This window comes from Streptomyces sp. NBC_01433, assembly GCF_026340105.1.
Lineage (GTDB): Bacteria > Actinomycetota > Actinomycetes > Streptomycetales > Streptomycetaceae > Streptomyces.
Genome location: NZ_JAPEPM010000001.1, coordinates 439405 through 455572, shown reverse-complemented (window position 1 = coordinate 455572; position 16168 = coordinate 439405). Strand labels below are relative to the sequence as shown.

At 71.4% G+C, this 16168-nt stretch carries 10 protein-coding genes; 7 read left to right on the top strand and 3 right to left on the bottom strand.

Annotation, left to right across the window (positions count from 1 at the left end):
- Positions 1-111 precede the first annotated feature (111 nt).
- Positions 112-3255 carry a helix-turn-helix transcriptional regulator gene (locus tag OG413_RS01935; protein WP_266809817.1) on the top strand — a complete coding sequence of 1048 codons (3144 nt, stop codon included), beginning with the start codon at positions 112-114 and terminating at the stop codon, positions 3253-3255.
- On the opposite strand, the gene OG413_RS01930 is transcribed toward OG413_RS01935, so the two are convergent.
- From OG413_RS01930 to OG413_RS01920, 3 genes are all read right to left on the bottom strand, one after another.
- Positions 3252-3587 carry a DUF6191 domain-containing protein gene (locus OG413_RS01930; protein WP_266802572.1) on the bottom strand — a complete coding sequence of 112 codons (336 nt, stop codon included), beginning with the start codon at positions 3585-3587 and terminating at the stop codon, positions 3252-3254. The genes OG413_RS01935 and OG413_RS01930 overlap by 4 nt on opposite strands.
- Positions 3588-3666: 79 nt before the next feature.
- A complete protein-coding gene (locus tag OG413_RS01925; RefSeq protein ID WP_266802570.1) occupies positions 3667-4824 on the bottom strand; it encodes a sorbosone dehydrogenase family protein in 1158 nt (385 codons plus the stop codon).
- Between the two features lie 175 nt (positions 4825-4999).
- Complete coding sequence (locus tag OG413_RS01920; RefSeq protein WP_266809815.1) at positions 5000-5956, bottom strand: aldo/keto reductase; 957 nt, start codon at positions 5954-5956, stop codon at positions 5000-5002.
- Positions 5957-6153: 197 nt separating this feature from the next.
- On the opposite strand from OG413_RS01920, the gene OG413_RS01915 reads away from it, so the two are divergent.
- The 6 genes from OG413_RS01915 to serA all read left to right on the top strand — a co-directional run bounded on the left by OG413_RS01915 (position 6154) and on the right by serA (position 16024).
- Complete coding sequence (locus OG413_RS01915) at positions 6154-7104, top strand: 2-hydroxyacid dehydrogenase (RefSeq protein ID WP_266802568.1); 951 nt, start codon at positions 6154-6156, stop codon at positions 7102-7104.
- Between the two features lie 445 nt (positions 7105-7549).
- Positions 7550-10378 (top strand): bifunctional diguanylate cyclase/phosphodiesterase, encoded by a 2829-nt coding sequence (locus tag OG413_RS01910; RefSeq protein ID WP_266809813.1) that lies wholly within the window; start codon positions 7550-7552, stop codon positions 10376-10378.
- A gap of 217 nt (positions 10379-10595) precedes the next feature.
- On the top strand, positions 10596-12467 hold the full coding sequence (locus OG413_RS01905; protein ID WP_266802566.1) for an acetolactate synthase large subunit: 1872 nt from the start codon (positions 10596-10598) through the stop codon (positions 12465-12467).
- 22 nt (positions 12468-12489) lie between these two features.
- Positions 12490-13017, top strand: a complete 528-nt coding sequence (ilvN, locus tag OG413_RS01900) for an acetolactate synthase small subunit (RefSeq protein ID WP_073727039.1) — start codon at positions 12490-12492, stop codon at positions 13015-13017.
- Between the two features lie 116 nt (positions 13018-13133).
- Positions 13134-14135, top strand: coding sequence for a ketol-acid reductoisomerase (gene ilvC / locus OG413_RS01895; protein ID WP_266802563.1), 1002 nt, complete (start codon positions 13134-13136; stop codon positions 14133-14135).
- A 296-nt stretch (positions 14136-14431) separates the two neighbouring features.
- Positions 14432-16024 (top strand): phosphoglycerate dehydrogenase, encoded by a 1593-nt coding sequence (gene serA / locus OG413_RS01890; protein ID WP_073727037.1) that lies wholly within the window; start codon positions 14432-14434, stop codon positions 16022-16024.
- The last annotated feature ends 144 nt before the right edge of the window (positions 16025-16168 follow it).

Sequence of the window (16168 nt, the reverse complement as noted above, 5' to 3'; positions counted from 1 at the left end):
GCTGTTCCGGGCCCGGTCGTCACGAGGGTGGCCCGACCGCGGCCCGTCGTACCGGAGGTGGCCGCAGCGCGGCCCGTCCTACCGCAGGCAACCGTGCCGGACGCGTGTGCGATGCTCGGCGACGTGGAGAACAGGTCCGTCAGCCCCGAGTTCGTCGGCCGAGCCGAGGAGCTCGCCTCGCTCACCGACGCGCTCGCCCGCGCCACCGCGGGCGAGCCGCAGGCGTTGCTGATCGGCGGTGAGGCGGGCGTCGGGAAGACCCGCCTGGTCGAGGAGTTCCTTGCCGCGGCCGGACGCCGCGAAGCCGTCGTCGCCGTGGGCGGCTGCGTGGAGATCGGCGCGGACGGGCTCCCGTTCGCCCCCTTCTCCACGGCCCTGCGCGCACTGCGCCGTACCCTGCCCGGGGAAATGGCCTCGGCCTGCGCCGGACAGGAGGGCGAACTGGCCCGGCTCCTGCCCGAACTCGGCGAGGCCGACCGGGACGCGACCGACGAGCACAGCACCGCCCGCCTCTTCGAACTCACCGCGCGACTTCTGGAGCGCATCTCCACGGACCGTACGGTCGTCCTCGTCCTGGAGGACCTGCACTGGGCCGACGCCTCCACCCGGCATCTGCTCGCCTATCTCTTCCGCACCCTGCGCAACGGCCGCCTCGTCGTGATCGGGACCTACCGCGCCGACGACATCCACCGCCGCCACCCCCTGCGCCCGCTCCTGGCGGAACTGGACCGGCTCCGTACCGTCCGCCGTATCGAACTGGCCCGGTTCAGCCACGCCGAGGTGCGCCGCCAGCTCACCGGCATCCTCGTCGTGACACCCGAGGCCGCCCTGGTCGACGACATCTTCGAGCGCTCCGACGGCAACGCCTTCTTCGTCGAGGAACTGGCCCGCAGCCTGGAGTGCTGCGGCGACAGCTCCGGCCTCTCCGACTCCCTGCGGGACCTCCTCCTGGTCCGCGTCGAAGCCCTCTCCGACGATGCGCAGAAGGTCGCCAGGATCGTCGCCGAGGGCGGATCGACCGTCGAGCACGAACTGCTGGCCGCCGTCGCCGGGCTCGCCGAGGACGAACTCAACGAGGCCCTGCGGGCAGCCGTCGGCGCCAACCTGCTGCGACCCGCACCGGACTTCGACGGCTACCGCTTCCGGCACTCCCTGGTCCGCGAGGCCGTCAGCGACGACCTGCTGCCCGGCGAGCGCTCCCGCCTCAACCGCCGTTACGCCGAGGCGCTGGAGGCCGACCCCGCCCTCGTCCGGGCCGACGAACGGGCCACCCGCCTCGCCAGCTACTGGTACGCCGCACACGACGCGGCCAAGGCCCTGCCCGCCGTACTCAAGGCATCCGTCGAGGCCCGCCGCCGGTTCGCCCACTCCGAGCAACTGCGCCTGCTGGAGCGGGCCATGGAGCTGTGGGACGACGTACCCGACGACGTACGCCGCACCCTGCGCCCCCTCGACTACGCCGAGGTCTACCCGGCCTGCGGGTGTGACCCCGAGACCACCCCGCTGCGCTATCTCGACCTGATGGCCGAGGCCACCGTCGCCGCCCGTTTCGGCGGCGACCGCGAACGGTCTCTGGCCATTTCGAAGAAGGCCATGCGGGTCCTGGACGCCGAGGGCGACCCGTTGCGCGCCGCCTGGTTCTGGGTGCAGCGCTCCCGGCTGATGCAGGACCTCACCCGGGGCGACGGTTGGCAGGAACTCGCCACCGCCCAGGACCTGGTCCGCGGACTGCCCCCGTCCGCCGTGCACGCCGACGTCCTCACCAACGTCGCGAGCTGGGGAGCCCTGCACCGCCCGGGGCCGGAGACGCTCTCCGCAGCCGACCGGGCGGTGGAGTACGCCCGGCTCGTCGGGGACGAGTACATCGAACTGCACGCACGTCTCACCCGGGGGTGGCTCACCGCCGACGCGGGCGGGGTAGACGAGGGCCTGGCCGAGATGTACGCCGTCCGGGACCGCGCCGACGAACTGCACCTGGTCCACCTGCTGGGCCGTGCCAGCGTCAACCTCCCCTCCTCGCTGGAGTCCATGGGCCGCTCCCTGGAAGCCGTGGCCGCCGCAGACCACGGCATCGAGGTCTGCCACAGCCACGGCATCGCCGACGCGGAGGCATGGGTCCTCTCCAACCAGTCCCAGTCCTATTTCTCCCTCGGGTACTGGGACGAGAGCCTGGCGGCCGCCGACGCGGCGGCCCTGCTCGCCCAGTCCCGCAAGTCCCGCGGTCTCGTCGCGACCCGTCGCACCGAACTGGCCATCGCTCGCGGCGACCTTGCCGAGGCCGAGCAGCAACTCGCGCTGTCCCGGCGCCTGTTCGGGCCGCACGACCCGCAACCCCAGCATCTGATCACCCCGGTCCGCCACGCCGTGTCCATCGCCGCCCGGCAGGGGCGCCTCCCCGAGGCGCGGGCCGCGTTCGAGGCGCTGGCCGAGCGGGGCTTCCCGCCCGGTACGCAGCGGTACGCCCTGCCGCTGCTCCATGTCGCCGCGGCCGTCGAGGCGGACGCCCGGGGGCTGCCCGCCGCCGACCCGGGCCGCCCCGCCGCCCTCGAACGCATCCGCGGCCACCTCAAGCGGCTGCCGATGCTCATCCCCGTCTGGGCCGCCCACGGGGTGCTGATCGAAGCCGAACTGGCCCGCGCGGAGGGCGCCGACACCCCCGGCCACTGGTCCCGCGCCGCCGAGGCGTTCGCCCCGCTGCACCGCCCCTACGAACTGGCCCAGATCCGGCATCGCTGGGCCGAGGCACTCCTCATCGCCCCCGGCGACCGGACCGCCGCGACGGCCCTGCTGCGCGAGGCCCACGCCGTCGCGCACCGGCTGGGTGCCAAGCCGCTGGCCGAGACCGTGGAACTGCTCGCCGGCCGGGCCCGGATCACGCTGGACGCCCCCGGCCGGGCTCCGGGCCGGGGCGGTGAGTCCGAGATCCACGCCGCGGTGCTGGTCCCGTCCGCCGAGGGCCGTACCGGCCGGGACGGCGCCGTCGGCACCGTCGGCGCCGAGCGGGCGGGCGCCGCGGAACAGGACCCGGCGGTGGCCGCCGTCGAGTCGTTCGGGCTGACCCCACGCGAACAGGACGTGCACCAGTTGGTCGCGGCCGGTCACACCAACCGCAGGATCGCCGAGGAACTGTACATCTCACCGAAGACGGCGAGCGTGCACGTCTCCAACATCCTGGCCAAGCTCGGCGTCTCCAGCCGGGGCGAGGCGGCCGCGCTCGCGCACCGGCTGCGGCTCTACCCGGTGCGGCAGGGCTAAGGTCTCTCGTCCGGAACAGCCGGGTCCGGAACAGTCGGGCCCGAAGCGGCAGCGCCCGTCACGCCGCCGCCCGTAACCTCGCTGCCCCGAACGCCTGCGTCCGGGGTGTCTCCGTCCGGAACGTCTTCGTCCGGAACGTCTTCGTCCGGAACGTCTCCGTCCGGGGCGGGCGCCTCCGGCGCGCGGACCGTCACCTTGCCGGAGGACAGGTCTATCGGCCCCCGGCCCGGATCGCCGACGCCGAGATCCACCCGGCTCAGCTCCAGCCGCTTCTGCTCCTCGGACGTGTGCTTACGGCCCGGGGCGAACAGCTCCTCGAAGAAATTGAACACCGGCCGTGCTCCCTCCGACACACTGCGGCATGGCGCCTTCGGCCCTGGCCAGGTCCTGGCCGGGCCGTGCGGGCGCGACCTAGCGCACCTCCAGCAGCATGATCCGGTCGTCCCCCGGCTTCGGGCTCCCGCGCCCGTCCGTATTGCTGGTGACCAGCCACACCTTGTCGCCCCCCGCGCTCACCACGGTGCGCAGGCGGCCGTACTTCTTGTCCAGGAACGACTGGGGAGCCGCCAATGGTTCCTTGCCCGTCGTCCCGGACAGCGGGATCCGCCAGAGCCGCTCACCCCGCAGAGCCGCCATCCAGATCGAGCCCTCGGCGTACGCGATCCCGCTCGGGGACGCCTGGGACGGCTTCCACTGGGCCACCGGATCGACGAACCCCTTCTTGCCCTTCCTGCCCTCGACGTCGGGCCAGCCGTAGTTCCGGCCAGGCTCGATCAGGTTCAGCTCGTCCCAGGTGTCCTGGCCGAACTCGGACGCCCACAGCCGCTTCTCCCTGTCCCAGGCCAGCCCCTGCACATCGCGGTGCCCGTACGAATACACCACCGAGTCCGCCGCCGGATTCCCGTGCACCGGCTCGCCGTCCGGAGTCATCCGCAGGATCTTGCCCGCCAGCGACTCCTTGTCCTGGGCCAGCTCGGCGTCCCCGGTCTCACCCGTGCCCGCGTACAGCATCCGGTCCGGGCCGAACGCGATCCGGCCACCGTTGTGGATGGTGCCCTTCGGGATGCCCCGCAGGATCGTGTCCGGTGCGCCCAGCTGCTGACCGGCCGGGCGCCCCTCGTCGTACTGCATCCGCGCGATGCGGTTGTCGGACTCGGTGGTGAAGTAGGCGTACACCTGATGGTCAGCGCCGTACGTGGCGGAGACCGCGAGGCCCAGCAGTCCGCCCTCACCGGCCGGTGACACCCCGGGGACGGAGCCCACGAGTGTCTGCTTCCCGCTCCTGCCGTCGATGCGGCGGATCGTGGCCTTGTCGCGCGAGGCGACCAGCAGGTCACCGCCCGGCAGGGCCGCCAGTCCCCAGGGGGAGGCGAGATCCTTCGTGAGCGTCGACACCACCTTCACGGAGCCTTTGGCCGGGGGCGGCTCGGGCGACGGGGCGGCCGGGGGAGCGGACGCGGCGTTCGCCGGCGGGGACGCGTCGCCGTCCCGCCCCTTCGGGCCCGCCGAACCGTCCCCGGACGAGCACGCGGCGGACAGCAGCAGCGAGGCCGTGGCCAGGACGGCCATCGCCCCCCTGCGCACCGCGGGGACTTGGACAGATCCGAACACAGCACCGCGCACAGTACTGATCCCTTCCGACGGCTGCATGACTACTGTTCTTACACCGCGGGCCCGCCCAGGGTTCCCGATGCCGTCGTTTCTCCGGCCGTTTCTCCGGCCGTTCACCCAACGGCCGTCCCGCTCAGTCCCACGAGCCGCGCGCCCGCGGCAGGGCGGCGATCTCCGCCAGATCCCGGTCCTGGAGCCGCAGCCCCGCCGCCGCCGCGTTCTCCACGGCCCACCGCTCCCGCTTCGCACCGGGCACCGGCACCACATGCGGACCCTGCCGCAGCACCCAGGCCAGTGCCACCTGCGCCACCGTCGCCCCGTGCCGCTCCGCGATCCGCCGCAGCCCGGCCACCACCGGCTGGTTCGCGGCCATCATCTCCGCCGTGAACCGGGGGTGCCTGGCCCGCAGATCGTCCGGCTCGAAACCCTGCCCCGGCTTCAGCGTTCCCGTCAGGTAGCCGTTCCCCAGCGGCATCGCGGCCAGCAGCCCCACACCCCGCGCCGCACACCAGGGCAGCAGTGTCTCCAGCGCCTCGGGGGACCACACGGACAGCTCCGCCTCGACCGCGCTGACCGGGAAGACCTGCTGCACCCGCTCCAGTTGCCGGATCGTTCCGTCATGCACCCCCGCACCGGACCGGCGCGGAGCGCGCGCCCCCACGGCGCACAGGCCGAGCGCGCGCACCTTGCCCGCGGTCACCAGGTCGGCCATCGCACCCCAGGTCTCCTCCACCGGGACCTCGGGGTCGGCGCGGTGCAGCTGGTAGAGGTCGATCACATCGGTCTGGAGCCGCCGCAGCGAGGCGTCGCAGGCCCGCCGTACGTAGCCGGGCCGGCCGTTGGCCACGATGTGCTGATCACCCACCAGCAGCCCGCACTTGGTCGAGACGAACGCCTCCGAACGGCGCCCCTTGAGCGCTCGCCCGACCAGCAGCTCATTGGTGAACGGGCCGTACATGTCCGCGGTGTCGAGCAGCCGGACACCCGCGTCGAGCGCTGCGTGCACGGTTCGCAACGAACGGTCACCGAGCCGCTGCGACGCGCTGTACCCCCAGTTCATCGGCATACAGCCCAGCCCGACCGCGCCCACGGCGAGCCCCGCCGCACCGATAGTCCTGCGCTCCAACTCCCCGAACCCTCCCTCGGTCCCGCCGATGCGGGACCACACCGGACCCCAAAGTAACCTCTGGCGCCGCGCCACCTCCGGGCAGCCGTCACAGAGCCGCCGACAACCCCTCACGGAGCCGCCGCAGCGCCCCCTCGCCGCCGTCGCATAGCCTCCTGACCATGACTTCCGCGACGAATACCGACGTATGGCTGCCTTTTCCCGCCGAGGAGATCGACGGGCTCCCCGAGGGTCTCAACTACCGCTTGTGGGACGGCGGCCGGGACTACCCCGCCGATCCCGCGGACTGCGCCTTCTACGTCGTCCCGTACATGAAGGGCCCCGAGGCCGCGGTCCGCCCGCTCGCGTCCATGGGCGCGGTCCAGGTCGTCCAGACACTTTCCGCCGGTATCGACCATGTGGAGCCGGCCCTCGGCCTGCTGCCCTCCGGGACGCGGCTGTGCAACGCGAAGGGGGTGCACGAGGCGTCCACCGCCGAGCTCGCCCTGGCGCTCGTCCTGGCCTCCCTGCGCGGCTTCCCCGGATTCGTCCACGGGCAGGACAACGAGCGGTGGCTCTCCGGCTTCTACCCGGCGCTCGCCGACAAGTCCGTCCTCATCGTGGGATACGGATCCATCGGATCGGCCATCGAGGACCGGCTCGAACCCTTCGAGTGCGCGCGGGTGGCACGCGTCGCGCGCTCCGCCCGGACAACGGCGCGCGGCCCCGTACACACACTGGACGACCTGCCCGCGCTGCTGCCCGAGGCCGATGTCGTCATACTCTCCACCCCGCTGAACCCTTCCACGCAGGGACTGGTGGGAGCCGAGTTCCTCGCCGCGATGCCGGACGGCGCCCTGCTGGTGAATGTCGCACGGGGCGGCGTGGTCGATACCGGGGCACTGCTGTCCGAGCTCGCGTCCGGCCGGCTGCGGGCAGCGCTCGATGTCACCGACCCGGAACCGCTGCCCGCCGGCCATCCTCTCTGGCATGCTCCGAATGTGCTGATCACTCCGCATGTGGGCGGCAGCACCTCGGCGTTCGAGCCCCGGGCCAAGCGCCTGCTGGCCGCTCAGCTCACCCGGTTCGCCGCCGGAGAGCCGGTACGCAACGTCGTACGCACCATCGGCTGAAGCGGGCGTCCGGACGGCGTCCGTCGGCGCCCCGTCGGCGCCCCGTCGGCGCCCTGCCGACGCGGTCGGCACCGCTGTCGACGGGCGTCCGGCGGGGCGCTCCGCCACGCTGTGAAGCGCTACGGACGCGTCGTGTGGCGACGAAACCGCAGGTCGTCACGGAGCGTAGAGGAACTATGGCCCTGTGTAACGAGTCTGGTGTATCGTCCAGACCGGGGGGCTGCGCCGTGGAAGGGACGGCGCGGGGGGAGCACCGGAACGCGAGGGGGCGACGGGCGATGTGCTGGCCATGGAGAGACGATCCGACGCGGGGCGGGCGACGGCGGTCATCGGTGCCACCGGAGCGCGGACGCCGTACCCGCCCGAGGGTGGAATCGCGGTGCCGGACAGGTCCGGCGAAGGGGTCGTCGCCGGGGGTGCCGGGCCCGATCCCCGGAGCCTTCCGGTGAGCGCCTTCGGGGCACTGCTCGCCCGTCCGCCGCTCGCCGGCAGCCGGGCGGGGCTGCTGCCCCAGATCCTGCTCGTCATCGTCTGCGGGGGCTACGCCGTGGGCGCGGCCACCGGCTGGGGCTCGCCGGAACTGGCCCTCTTCATGGGGGACTTCGGCCTCAGCGTCGCCGCGACGATCGCCGCCGTCTCCTGCTTCCTCTACGCACGCGCCAGCGGCCGGCGGCTGCGGCCCGCCTGGCTGCTGTTCTCGTTCTCCTCCCTGATGGCCGCCGGAGGGAACGCGGTCTGGGGCTGGTACGAGGTGGTGCTGGGGCTCCCGGTGCCCACGCCGTCGCTGGCCGATCTCTTCTACCTCTGCTTCGCGCCGCCCGCGATCGTCGGGCTGCTCGTCCTCGCCAAGCGCCCCGTCACCCGGGCCGGGTGGGTGTGCCTTGCCCTGGACTCCTGGCTGATCGGCGGCTCGCTGCTCACGCTCTCCTGGAGCCTCGCCCTGGCCCACACCGCGCAGGTGGCCAACGTCGAGGACGCCAGCGTGGCCCGTGCGGCGCTTTCGCTGGCCTACCCGTTGCTCGACATCGTGCTCGTCTCCATGGTGCTCGCGCTCCACTTCCGCCGGGTCAACGCCAACCGCTCCGCGGTCAACCTGGCCATCGCCGCGCTCGCCCTGACCGTCCTGAGCGACGCGGTGTTCACCTCACCGCTGCTGCGCTCCACCTACCGGTCGGGCCAACTGCTCGACGCGGGCTGGTTCGCCGGCTCGCTGCTCCTCGCGTACGCGCCCTGGGGGGCCCGGCGCGTCGCGAGCCGCTCCGACCGGCCCTTCGGTCCGCCGCGGGCCACCACCAGCCGGCCGATCGCCGGGTCCCTGGCCGCCCTGACCCCGTATCTGGCCGCCGCCGTCTGCACCCTCGGCATCCTGTACAACGTGGTCGAGGGCCGCCGGGTGGACCAGGTCGTGGTGCTCACCGGCTGCGCCGTCGTTCTCGCCCTGGTCGTCCGGCAGGGCATCATGCTGCTCGACAACATCACCCTCACCCAGGAACTGGCCCAGAAGGAGAACCACTTCCGCTCCCTGGTGCAGGGTTCCAGCGACGTCATCATGATCGCCGCACCCTCCGGCATACTCCGCTACGTCAGCCCCGCCGCGGCCGGCGTGTACGGGCGCGAGGCGGACGATCTCGTCGGCTCCGAGCTGGCCTCGGTCATCCACCCCGAGGACCTCGGCGGGGTGGTCCACGAGCTGCGGCGGTTTCTCGCCACCCCGCCCCACGAGGAGCCCACCACCCGGATCGAGTGCCGCTTCAGATCCGGCACCGGTGACTGGCTCAATGTCGAGTCCACCGTCAACCGGCACCACGGCGGCCTTCTGCTCAACAGCCGGGACGTGACCGAACGGGTCCGCCTCCAGGCGCAGTTGCAGCACAACGCCGAGCACGACCCGCTCACCGACCTGCCCAATCGCGCCCTCTTCACCAAACGGGTCCGCCAGGCACTCGGCGGACGCCGCTCCGGTGACCCGGGCACCGCCGTGCTCTTCATCGACCTCGACGGCTTCAAGGCGGTCAACGACACCATCGGCCACCAGGCGGGCGACGAACTCCTCATCCAGGCCGCCCGCCGCCTGGCGGAATCCGTCCGGGCCGGGGACACCGCGGCCAGGCTCGGCGGCGACGAGTTCGCCGCGCTCATCATCGGCGACGGCACCCGCGACCAGGCCGCCCGGGAGTATCAGGTCCACGACATCGCCGACCGGCTGCGCCTCACGCTCTCCCAGCCGTACCGGATCGGCGCCAGCGAGGTCCGGGTGGCGGCCTCCATCGGCGTCGCCTTCGCCGAGCCCGCCATCACCCCCACCGACCTCATGCGCAACGCGGACCTCGCGATGTACCGCGCCAAGGCGGGCGGCAAGGACCGGGTCGAGCTGTATGCCCCGCAGATGCAGGCCGACGTCGTCCGCCGCTCCGAGCTGGCCGCCCGGCTGCGCACCGCCCTGCGCGACGGGGAGTTCGCCCTGCTGCACCAGCCCGTCGTCCATCTGGCCAGCGGGTCCGTCGCCGCCGTCGCCGCCCAGGCCCGCTGGCGCTCGGCGCAGGGCATCCTGTTCACCCCCGCCGAGTACCTGCGCGTCCCCGACGACAGCGACCGCACCGCCGAGCTCGGCCGCTGGCTGCTCGAAGAGGCCGTCGCGCAGGCCGCCGACCGGGCCAGGGCCGGACACCCCGTCTCTGTCTCCGTACGGCTGTCCGCCGGCCGGCTGCTGGACAAGACCCTGCCCTTCGGCTCCATCGAAGCGCTCCTCACCCGGCACGGGCTGCCCTCCGGGGCGCTGATGATCGAGGTGGCCGACAGCGACCCACGGGTCTCCTTCGACGATCTGGAGCAGCGGCTGGTCGCGCTGCGCCGTATCGGCGTACGTATCGCGCTCGACGGCTTCGGCAGCGGTTACGCGGCGATCAACGCCCTGCGCCGGCTCCCCATCGACGTACTGAAACTGGACCGCGGGCTGGTCGAGGGAGTGGTGGAGTCCGCCCGGCTCCACAAGATCACGAGCGGGTTGCTGCGGATCGCCTGCGATCTCGGCATGCAGTCCGTGGCCGACGGCGTCGACGTGCCGGAACAGGTCCTCGCGCTGCGCGCCATGGGGTGTACGCACGGCCAGGGGATGGCCTTCTCCGGGCCGCTGGACGAGTACCGGCTGCGCCGCGCGCTGGTCCGCGGAGAGTTCCCGGTGCCCGGCGCTACCGCCGCCCGGCCGGTCCTCGCGGGCGGCTCGATTCCGCTCCTCGCCGGATCACATGCTGAGACGCCCATCCCACCCACTTGACACCTCATGCGTGCCGGAGAGAGGGTCAATGCCATGCGCACCCGAATTCTCGTACTTGGAAAGCGCGTCGGCTGAAGCAGAGTCACTCCACGACACTCTGCAGACCGCACCGGCGCGCTCCCCTCGCTTGCCTCACGGCACGAGGGGTTTTTTGTTGCACCGGCACCCCGCAAAACGCTGCAAAACACCCGCGAAAACCCTCAGCTTCGAGAAGAGAATGTCGATGACCGAGCAGGCCACCGGGGCCCACCACCCGCAGCCGCGCGCCCGTAACGGCGGACCGTCGTCCGTCACCGTTGAGCACGTCACGGGCGCGCAGTCCCTCATCCGTTCTCTTGAGGAAGTCGGCGCCGACACGGTATTCGGCCTCCCCGGCGGTTGCATCCTTCCGGCGTACGACCCGCTGATGGACTCCACCCGGGTCCGCCACATCCTGGTCCGCCACGAGCAGGGTGCCGGTCACGCGGCCACCGGGTACGCGCAGGCCACCGGCAAGGTCGGTGTCTGCATGGTCACCTCGGGCCCCGGCGCCACCAACCTGGTCACCCCGATCGCCGACGCGCACATGGACTCCGTGCCGCTCGTCGCGATCACCGGCCAGGTCGCCTCCAAGGCCATCGGCACAGACGCCTTCCAGGAAGCCGACATCTGCGGCATCACGATGCCGATCACGAAGCACAACTTCCTGGTCACCAAGGCCGAGGACATCGCGCACACCATCGCCGAGGCCTTCCACATCGCCTCCACCGGCCGCCCCGGACCGGTCCTCGTCGACATCGCCAAGGACGCCCTGCAGGCGCAGACCACCTTCAGCTGGCCGCCCACCCTGGACCTGCCGGGCTACCGCCCGGTCACCAAGCCGCACGCCAAGCAGATCCGCGAGGCCGCCAGACTCATCACCCAGGCCAGGCGCCCGGTGCTGTACGTCGGCGGCGGCGTCCTCAAGGCGGGGGCCACCGCCGAGCTGAAGGTCCTCGCGGAGCTCACCGGAGCGCCCGTCACCACCACACTGATGGCGCTCGGCGCATTCCCCGACAGCCACCCGCTGCACGTCGGAATGCCGGGCATGCACGGTGCGGTCACCGCCGTCACCGCGCTGCAGAAGGCCGACCTGATCGTCGCCCTCGGAGCCCGTTTCGACGACCGCGTCACCGGCAAGCTGGACAGCTTCGCCCCGTACGCCAAGATCGTCCACGCCGACATCGACCCGGCGGAGATCGGCAAGAACCGCGTCGCCGACGTGCCGATCGTGGGCGACGCCCGCGAGGTCCTGGCCGATCTGGTCCAGGCGGTCCAGGCGGAGCACACCGAGGGCCACGTCGGCGAGGCCGCCCGAACGGGATACGCCGCCTGGTGGAAGGACCTCAACCGCTGGCGCGACACCTACCCGCTCGGCTACGACCTGCCCGAGGACGGCAGCCTCTCCCCGCAGCAGGTCATCCAGCGCATCGGCAAGCTCGCCCCCGAGGGCACGATCTTCGCGGCGGGCGTCGGCCAGCACCAGATGTGGGCCTCCCACTTCATCGACTACGAGCAGCCCGCCACCTGGCTGAACTCCGGCGGTGCCGGGACGATGGGGTACGCGGTCCCGGCCGCGATGGGCGCCAAGGCCGGCATGCCGGACCGTACGGTCTGGGCCATCGACGGCGACGGCTGCTTCCAGATGACCAACCAGGAACTCACCACCTGCGCGCTCAACAACATCCCGATCAAGGTCGCCATCATCAACAACGGCGCGCTCGGGATGGTCCGCCAGTGGCAGACCCTGTTCTACAACCAGCGCTACTCCAACACCGTGCTGCACTCCGGCGCCGACACGGACGGCCTCCCGGCGAAGGGCACCCGCGTGCCGGACTTCGTCAAGCTGTCCGAGGCCATGGGCTGCTACGCGATCCGCTGCGAGGACCCGGCGGATCTGGACAAGGTCATCGAAGAGGCCAACTCCATCAACGACCGCCCCGTCGTCGTCGACTTCATCGTCCACGAGGACGCCATGGTGTGGCCGATGGTCGCCGCCGGCACCTCCAACGACGAGGTCATGGCCGCCCGCGGTGTCCGCCCCGACTTCGGCGACAACGAAGACGACTGAGAGACAGAGAGAGACCGACTCCATGTCCAGCAAGCACACGCTCTCCGTCCTGGTCGAGAACAAGCCCGGTGTCCTCGCCCGGATCACGGCCCTGTTCTCCCGGCGCGGCTTCAATATCGACTCGCTCGCGGTCGGTACCACCGAACACCCCGACATCTCCCGCATCACCATCGTCGTGAATGTCGAGGACCTGCCCCTGGAGCAGGTGACCAAGCAGCTCAACAAGCTGGTCAACGTCCTGAAGATCGTCGAACTCGAGCCCTCCGCTGCGATCCAGCGCGAGCTCGTCCTGGTGAAGGTCCGCGCCGACAGCGAGACCCGCTCCCAGATCGTCGAGATCGTCCAGCTGTTCCGCGCCAAGACCGTGGATGTCTCCCCGGAGGCCGTCACGATCGAGGCGACCGGAGGAGCCGACAAGCTGGAGGCCATGCTCAAGATGCTGGAGCAGTACGGCATCAAGGAGCTGGTCCAGTCCGGCACCATCGCCATAGGGCGCGGCGCGCGCTCGATCACCGACCGGTCCCTGCGCGCACTCGACCGCACGGCGTAGCCCGGCCGGCGGCCCCGGCCGCCGGCCCGCCGCTCGCATGGCGAGACCCGAGAACGTATACGACGCACCCCGCCGTACGGTGGGACGCAACACCTGCACACCAAGGAGAAGACCCAGTGGCCGAGCTGTTCTACGACGACGATGCCGACCTGTCCATCATCCAGGGCCGCAAGGTCGCGGTCATCGGCTACGGCAGTCAGGGCCACGCCCACGCGCTGTCGCTCCGTGACTCCGGCGTCGACGTCCGCGTCGGTCTGCACGAGGGCTCGAAGTCCAAGGCCAAGGCCGAGGAGCAGGGCCTGCGTGTGGTGACCCCCGCCGAGGCCGCCGCCGAGGCCGACGTGATCATGATCCTCGTCCCGGACCCGCTCCAGGCCCAGGTCTACGAGGAGTCCATCAAGGACAACCTCAAGGACGGCGACGCGCTGTTCTTCGGCCACGGCCTGAACATCCGCTTCGACTTCATCAAGCCGCCGGCCAACGTCGACGTCTGCATGGTCGCCCCGAAGGGCCCCGGCCACCTCGTCCGCCGCCAGTACGAGGAAGGCCGCGGCGTCCCGTGCATCGTGGCCGTCGAGCAGGACCCGACCGGCAACGGCCTGGCGCTCGCCCTCTCGTACGCCAAGGGCATCGGCGGCACCCGCGCCGGCGTCATCAAGACGACCTTCACGGAGGAGACCGAGACCGACCTGTTCGGTGAGCAGGCCGTCCTCTGCGGTGGCACCGCCGCCCTGGTCAAGGCCGGTTTCGAGACCCTGACCGAGGCCGGCTACCAGCCGGAGATCGCGTACTTCGAGTGCCTGCACGAGCTGAAGCTCATCGTGGACCTCATGTACGAGGGCGGCCTGGAGAAGATGCGCTGGTCCATCTCGGAGACCGCCGAGTGGGGCGACTACGTCACCGGCCCGCGGATCATCACCGAGGACACCAAGGCCGAGATGAAGAAGGTGCTCGCCGAGATCCAGGACGGCACCTTCGCCAAGGCGTGGATGGCCGAGTACCACAACGGTCTGCCCAAGTACAACGAGTACAAGAAGGCCGACAGCGACCACCTGCTGGAGACCACCGGCCGTGAGCTGCGCAAGCTCATGAGCTGGGTCAACGACGAGGACGCGTAGGTCCTTCGCCGGGGCGGGTCCATCGGGCCCGCCCCGGCACCGCAGCCGTCTCACACCCCCGTGTCACTGCGGGAGAGGCGGTGGGGAAGGGGGGGCACCGCATGGGTGGACACCACGTCCACCCTCGTGCGGGTGATCCTTCCACCGGGGCGCAATATGCGCTCCGTCGCATGACTACACTTCTCCACACATACACGCGTCAGGGCCCACAGTGTCGTGCGTCTACCACGCGGCTAGCCCCTCCACCGCCTGCGGCCGTCGGGACGGCCGTCCGCACTGGACTTGTGAGGACTCACGTGAGCTCGAAACCTGTCGTACTCATCGCTGAAGAGCTGTCGCCCGCCACGGTCGACGCTCTGGGTCCGGATTTCGAGATCCGGCACTGCAACGGCGCGGACCGCGCCGAACTCCTCCCCGCGATCGCCGATGTCGACGCCATCCTGGTGCGCTCCGCCACCAAGGTCGACGCCGAGGCCATCGCCGCCGCGAAGAAGCTCCGGGTCGTCGCCCGGGCCGGGGTCGGACTGGACAATGTCGACGTCTCCTCGGCCACCAAGGCCGGTGTGATGGTCGTCAACGCCCCGACGTCCAACATCGTCACCGCCGCCGAACTGGCCTGCGGTCTGCTGGTCGCCACCGCGCGCAACATTCCGCAGGCCAACACCGCCCTGAAGAACGGCGAGTGGAAGCGCTCCAAGTACACGGGCGTCGAGCTGAGCGAGAAGGTCCTCGGCGTCGTCGGTCTCGGCCGCATCGGTGTCCTGGTCGCGCAGCGCATGTCGGCCTTCGGCATGAAGATCGTCGCGTACGACCCCTATGTACAGCCGGCCCGCGCCGCGCAGATGGGCGTCAAGCTCCTCAGCCTGGACGAGCTGCTGGAGGTCGCCGACTTCATCACGGTGCACCTGCCCAAGACCCCCGAGACGCTCGGCCTGATCGGTGACGAGGCGCTGCACAAGGTGAAGCCCTCGGTGCGCATCGTCAACGCCGCGCGCGGTGGCATCGTCGACGAGCAGGCCCTCGCCTCCGCCCTCAAGGAGGGCCGCGTCGCGGGTGCCGGTCTGGACGTGTACACGAAGGAGCCCTGCACGGACTCCCCGCTGTTCGAGTTCGACCAGGTCGTCTGCACCCCGCACCTCGGCGCCTCCACCGACGAGGCCCAGGAGAAGGCGGGCATCGCGGTCGCCAAGTCCGTGCGCCTCGCCCTCGCCGGGGAGCTCGTGCCGGACGCGGTCAATGTGCAGGGCGGTGTGATCGCCGAGGACGTACGTCCCGGACTGCCGCTCGCCGAGAAGCTCGGCCGGATCTTCACCGCGCTCGCGGGCGAGGTCGCGGCCCGGCTCGACGTCGAGGTGTACGGCGAGATCACCCAGCACGATGTGAAGGTGCTGGAACTCTCGGCGCTCAAGGGTGTCTTCGAGGATGTCGTCGACGAGACCGTGAGCTACGTCAACGCCCCGCTCTTCGCGCAGGAGCGCGGTGTCGAGGTCCGCCTCACCACCAGCTCCGAGTCGCCCGACCACCGCAATGTGGTGACCGTCCGCGGCACGCTGTCGAGCGGCGAGGAGGTCGCGGTCTCCGGCACGCTGGCCGGCCCGAAGAACCTCCAGAAGATCGTGGCCATCGGCGACCACGACGTCGACCTGGCGCTGGCCGACCACATGGTCGTGCTGCGCTACCAGGACCGTCCCGGCGTCGTCGGCGCGGTCGGCAAGATCCTCGGCGAGGCCGGGCTGAACATCGCGGGCATGCAGGTCTCGCGGGCGGCCGTGGGCGGCGAGGCACTGGTCGTCCTCACCGTGGACGACACCGTCCCGCAGCCCGTGCTGAACGAGATCTCGGTGGAGATCGGCGCGGCCTCGGCCCGTTCGGTGAACCTGACCGCGTGACCGCATAACCGCCGCACCGGTCGGACACCGTACCCGGCAGTTGGACGCACGTTCTCCGCGAGCGTCCAGCTGCCGGGTACGGTGCTGTCCGGGGCCGGACAGGGCCGGACAGGGCCGGACGGAGCCGGTCCGGCCGTTCCGGGC

Bases quoted from the DNA above. Each gene is read 5' to 3' on its own strand.
- OG413_RS01935 (WP_266809817.1), top strand. From the start codon at position 112: ATGCTCGGCGACGTGGAGAACAGGTCCGTCAGCCCCGAGTTCGTCGGC.
- OG413_RS01925 (WP_266802570.1), bottom strand. From the start codon at position 4,824: ATGGCCGTCCTGGCCACGGCCTCGCTGCTGCTGTCCGCCGCGTGCTCG.
- OG413_RS01915 (WP_266802568.1), top strand. From the start codon at position 6,154: ATGACTTCCGCGACGAATACCGACGTATGGCTGCCTTTTCCCGCCGAG.
- OG413_RS01905 (WP_266802566.1), top strand. From the start codon at position 10,596: ATGTCGATGACCGAGCAGGCCACCGGGGCCCACCACCCGCAGCCGCGC.
- ilvN (WP_073727039.1), top strand. From the start codon at position 12,490: ATGTCCAGCAAGCACACGCTCTCCGTCCTGGTCGAGAACAAGCCCGGT.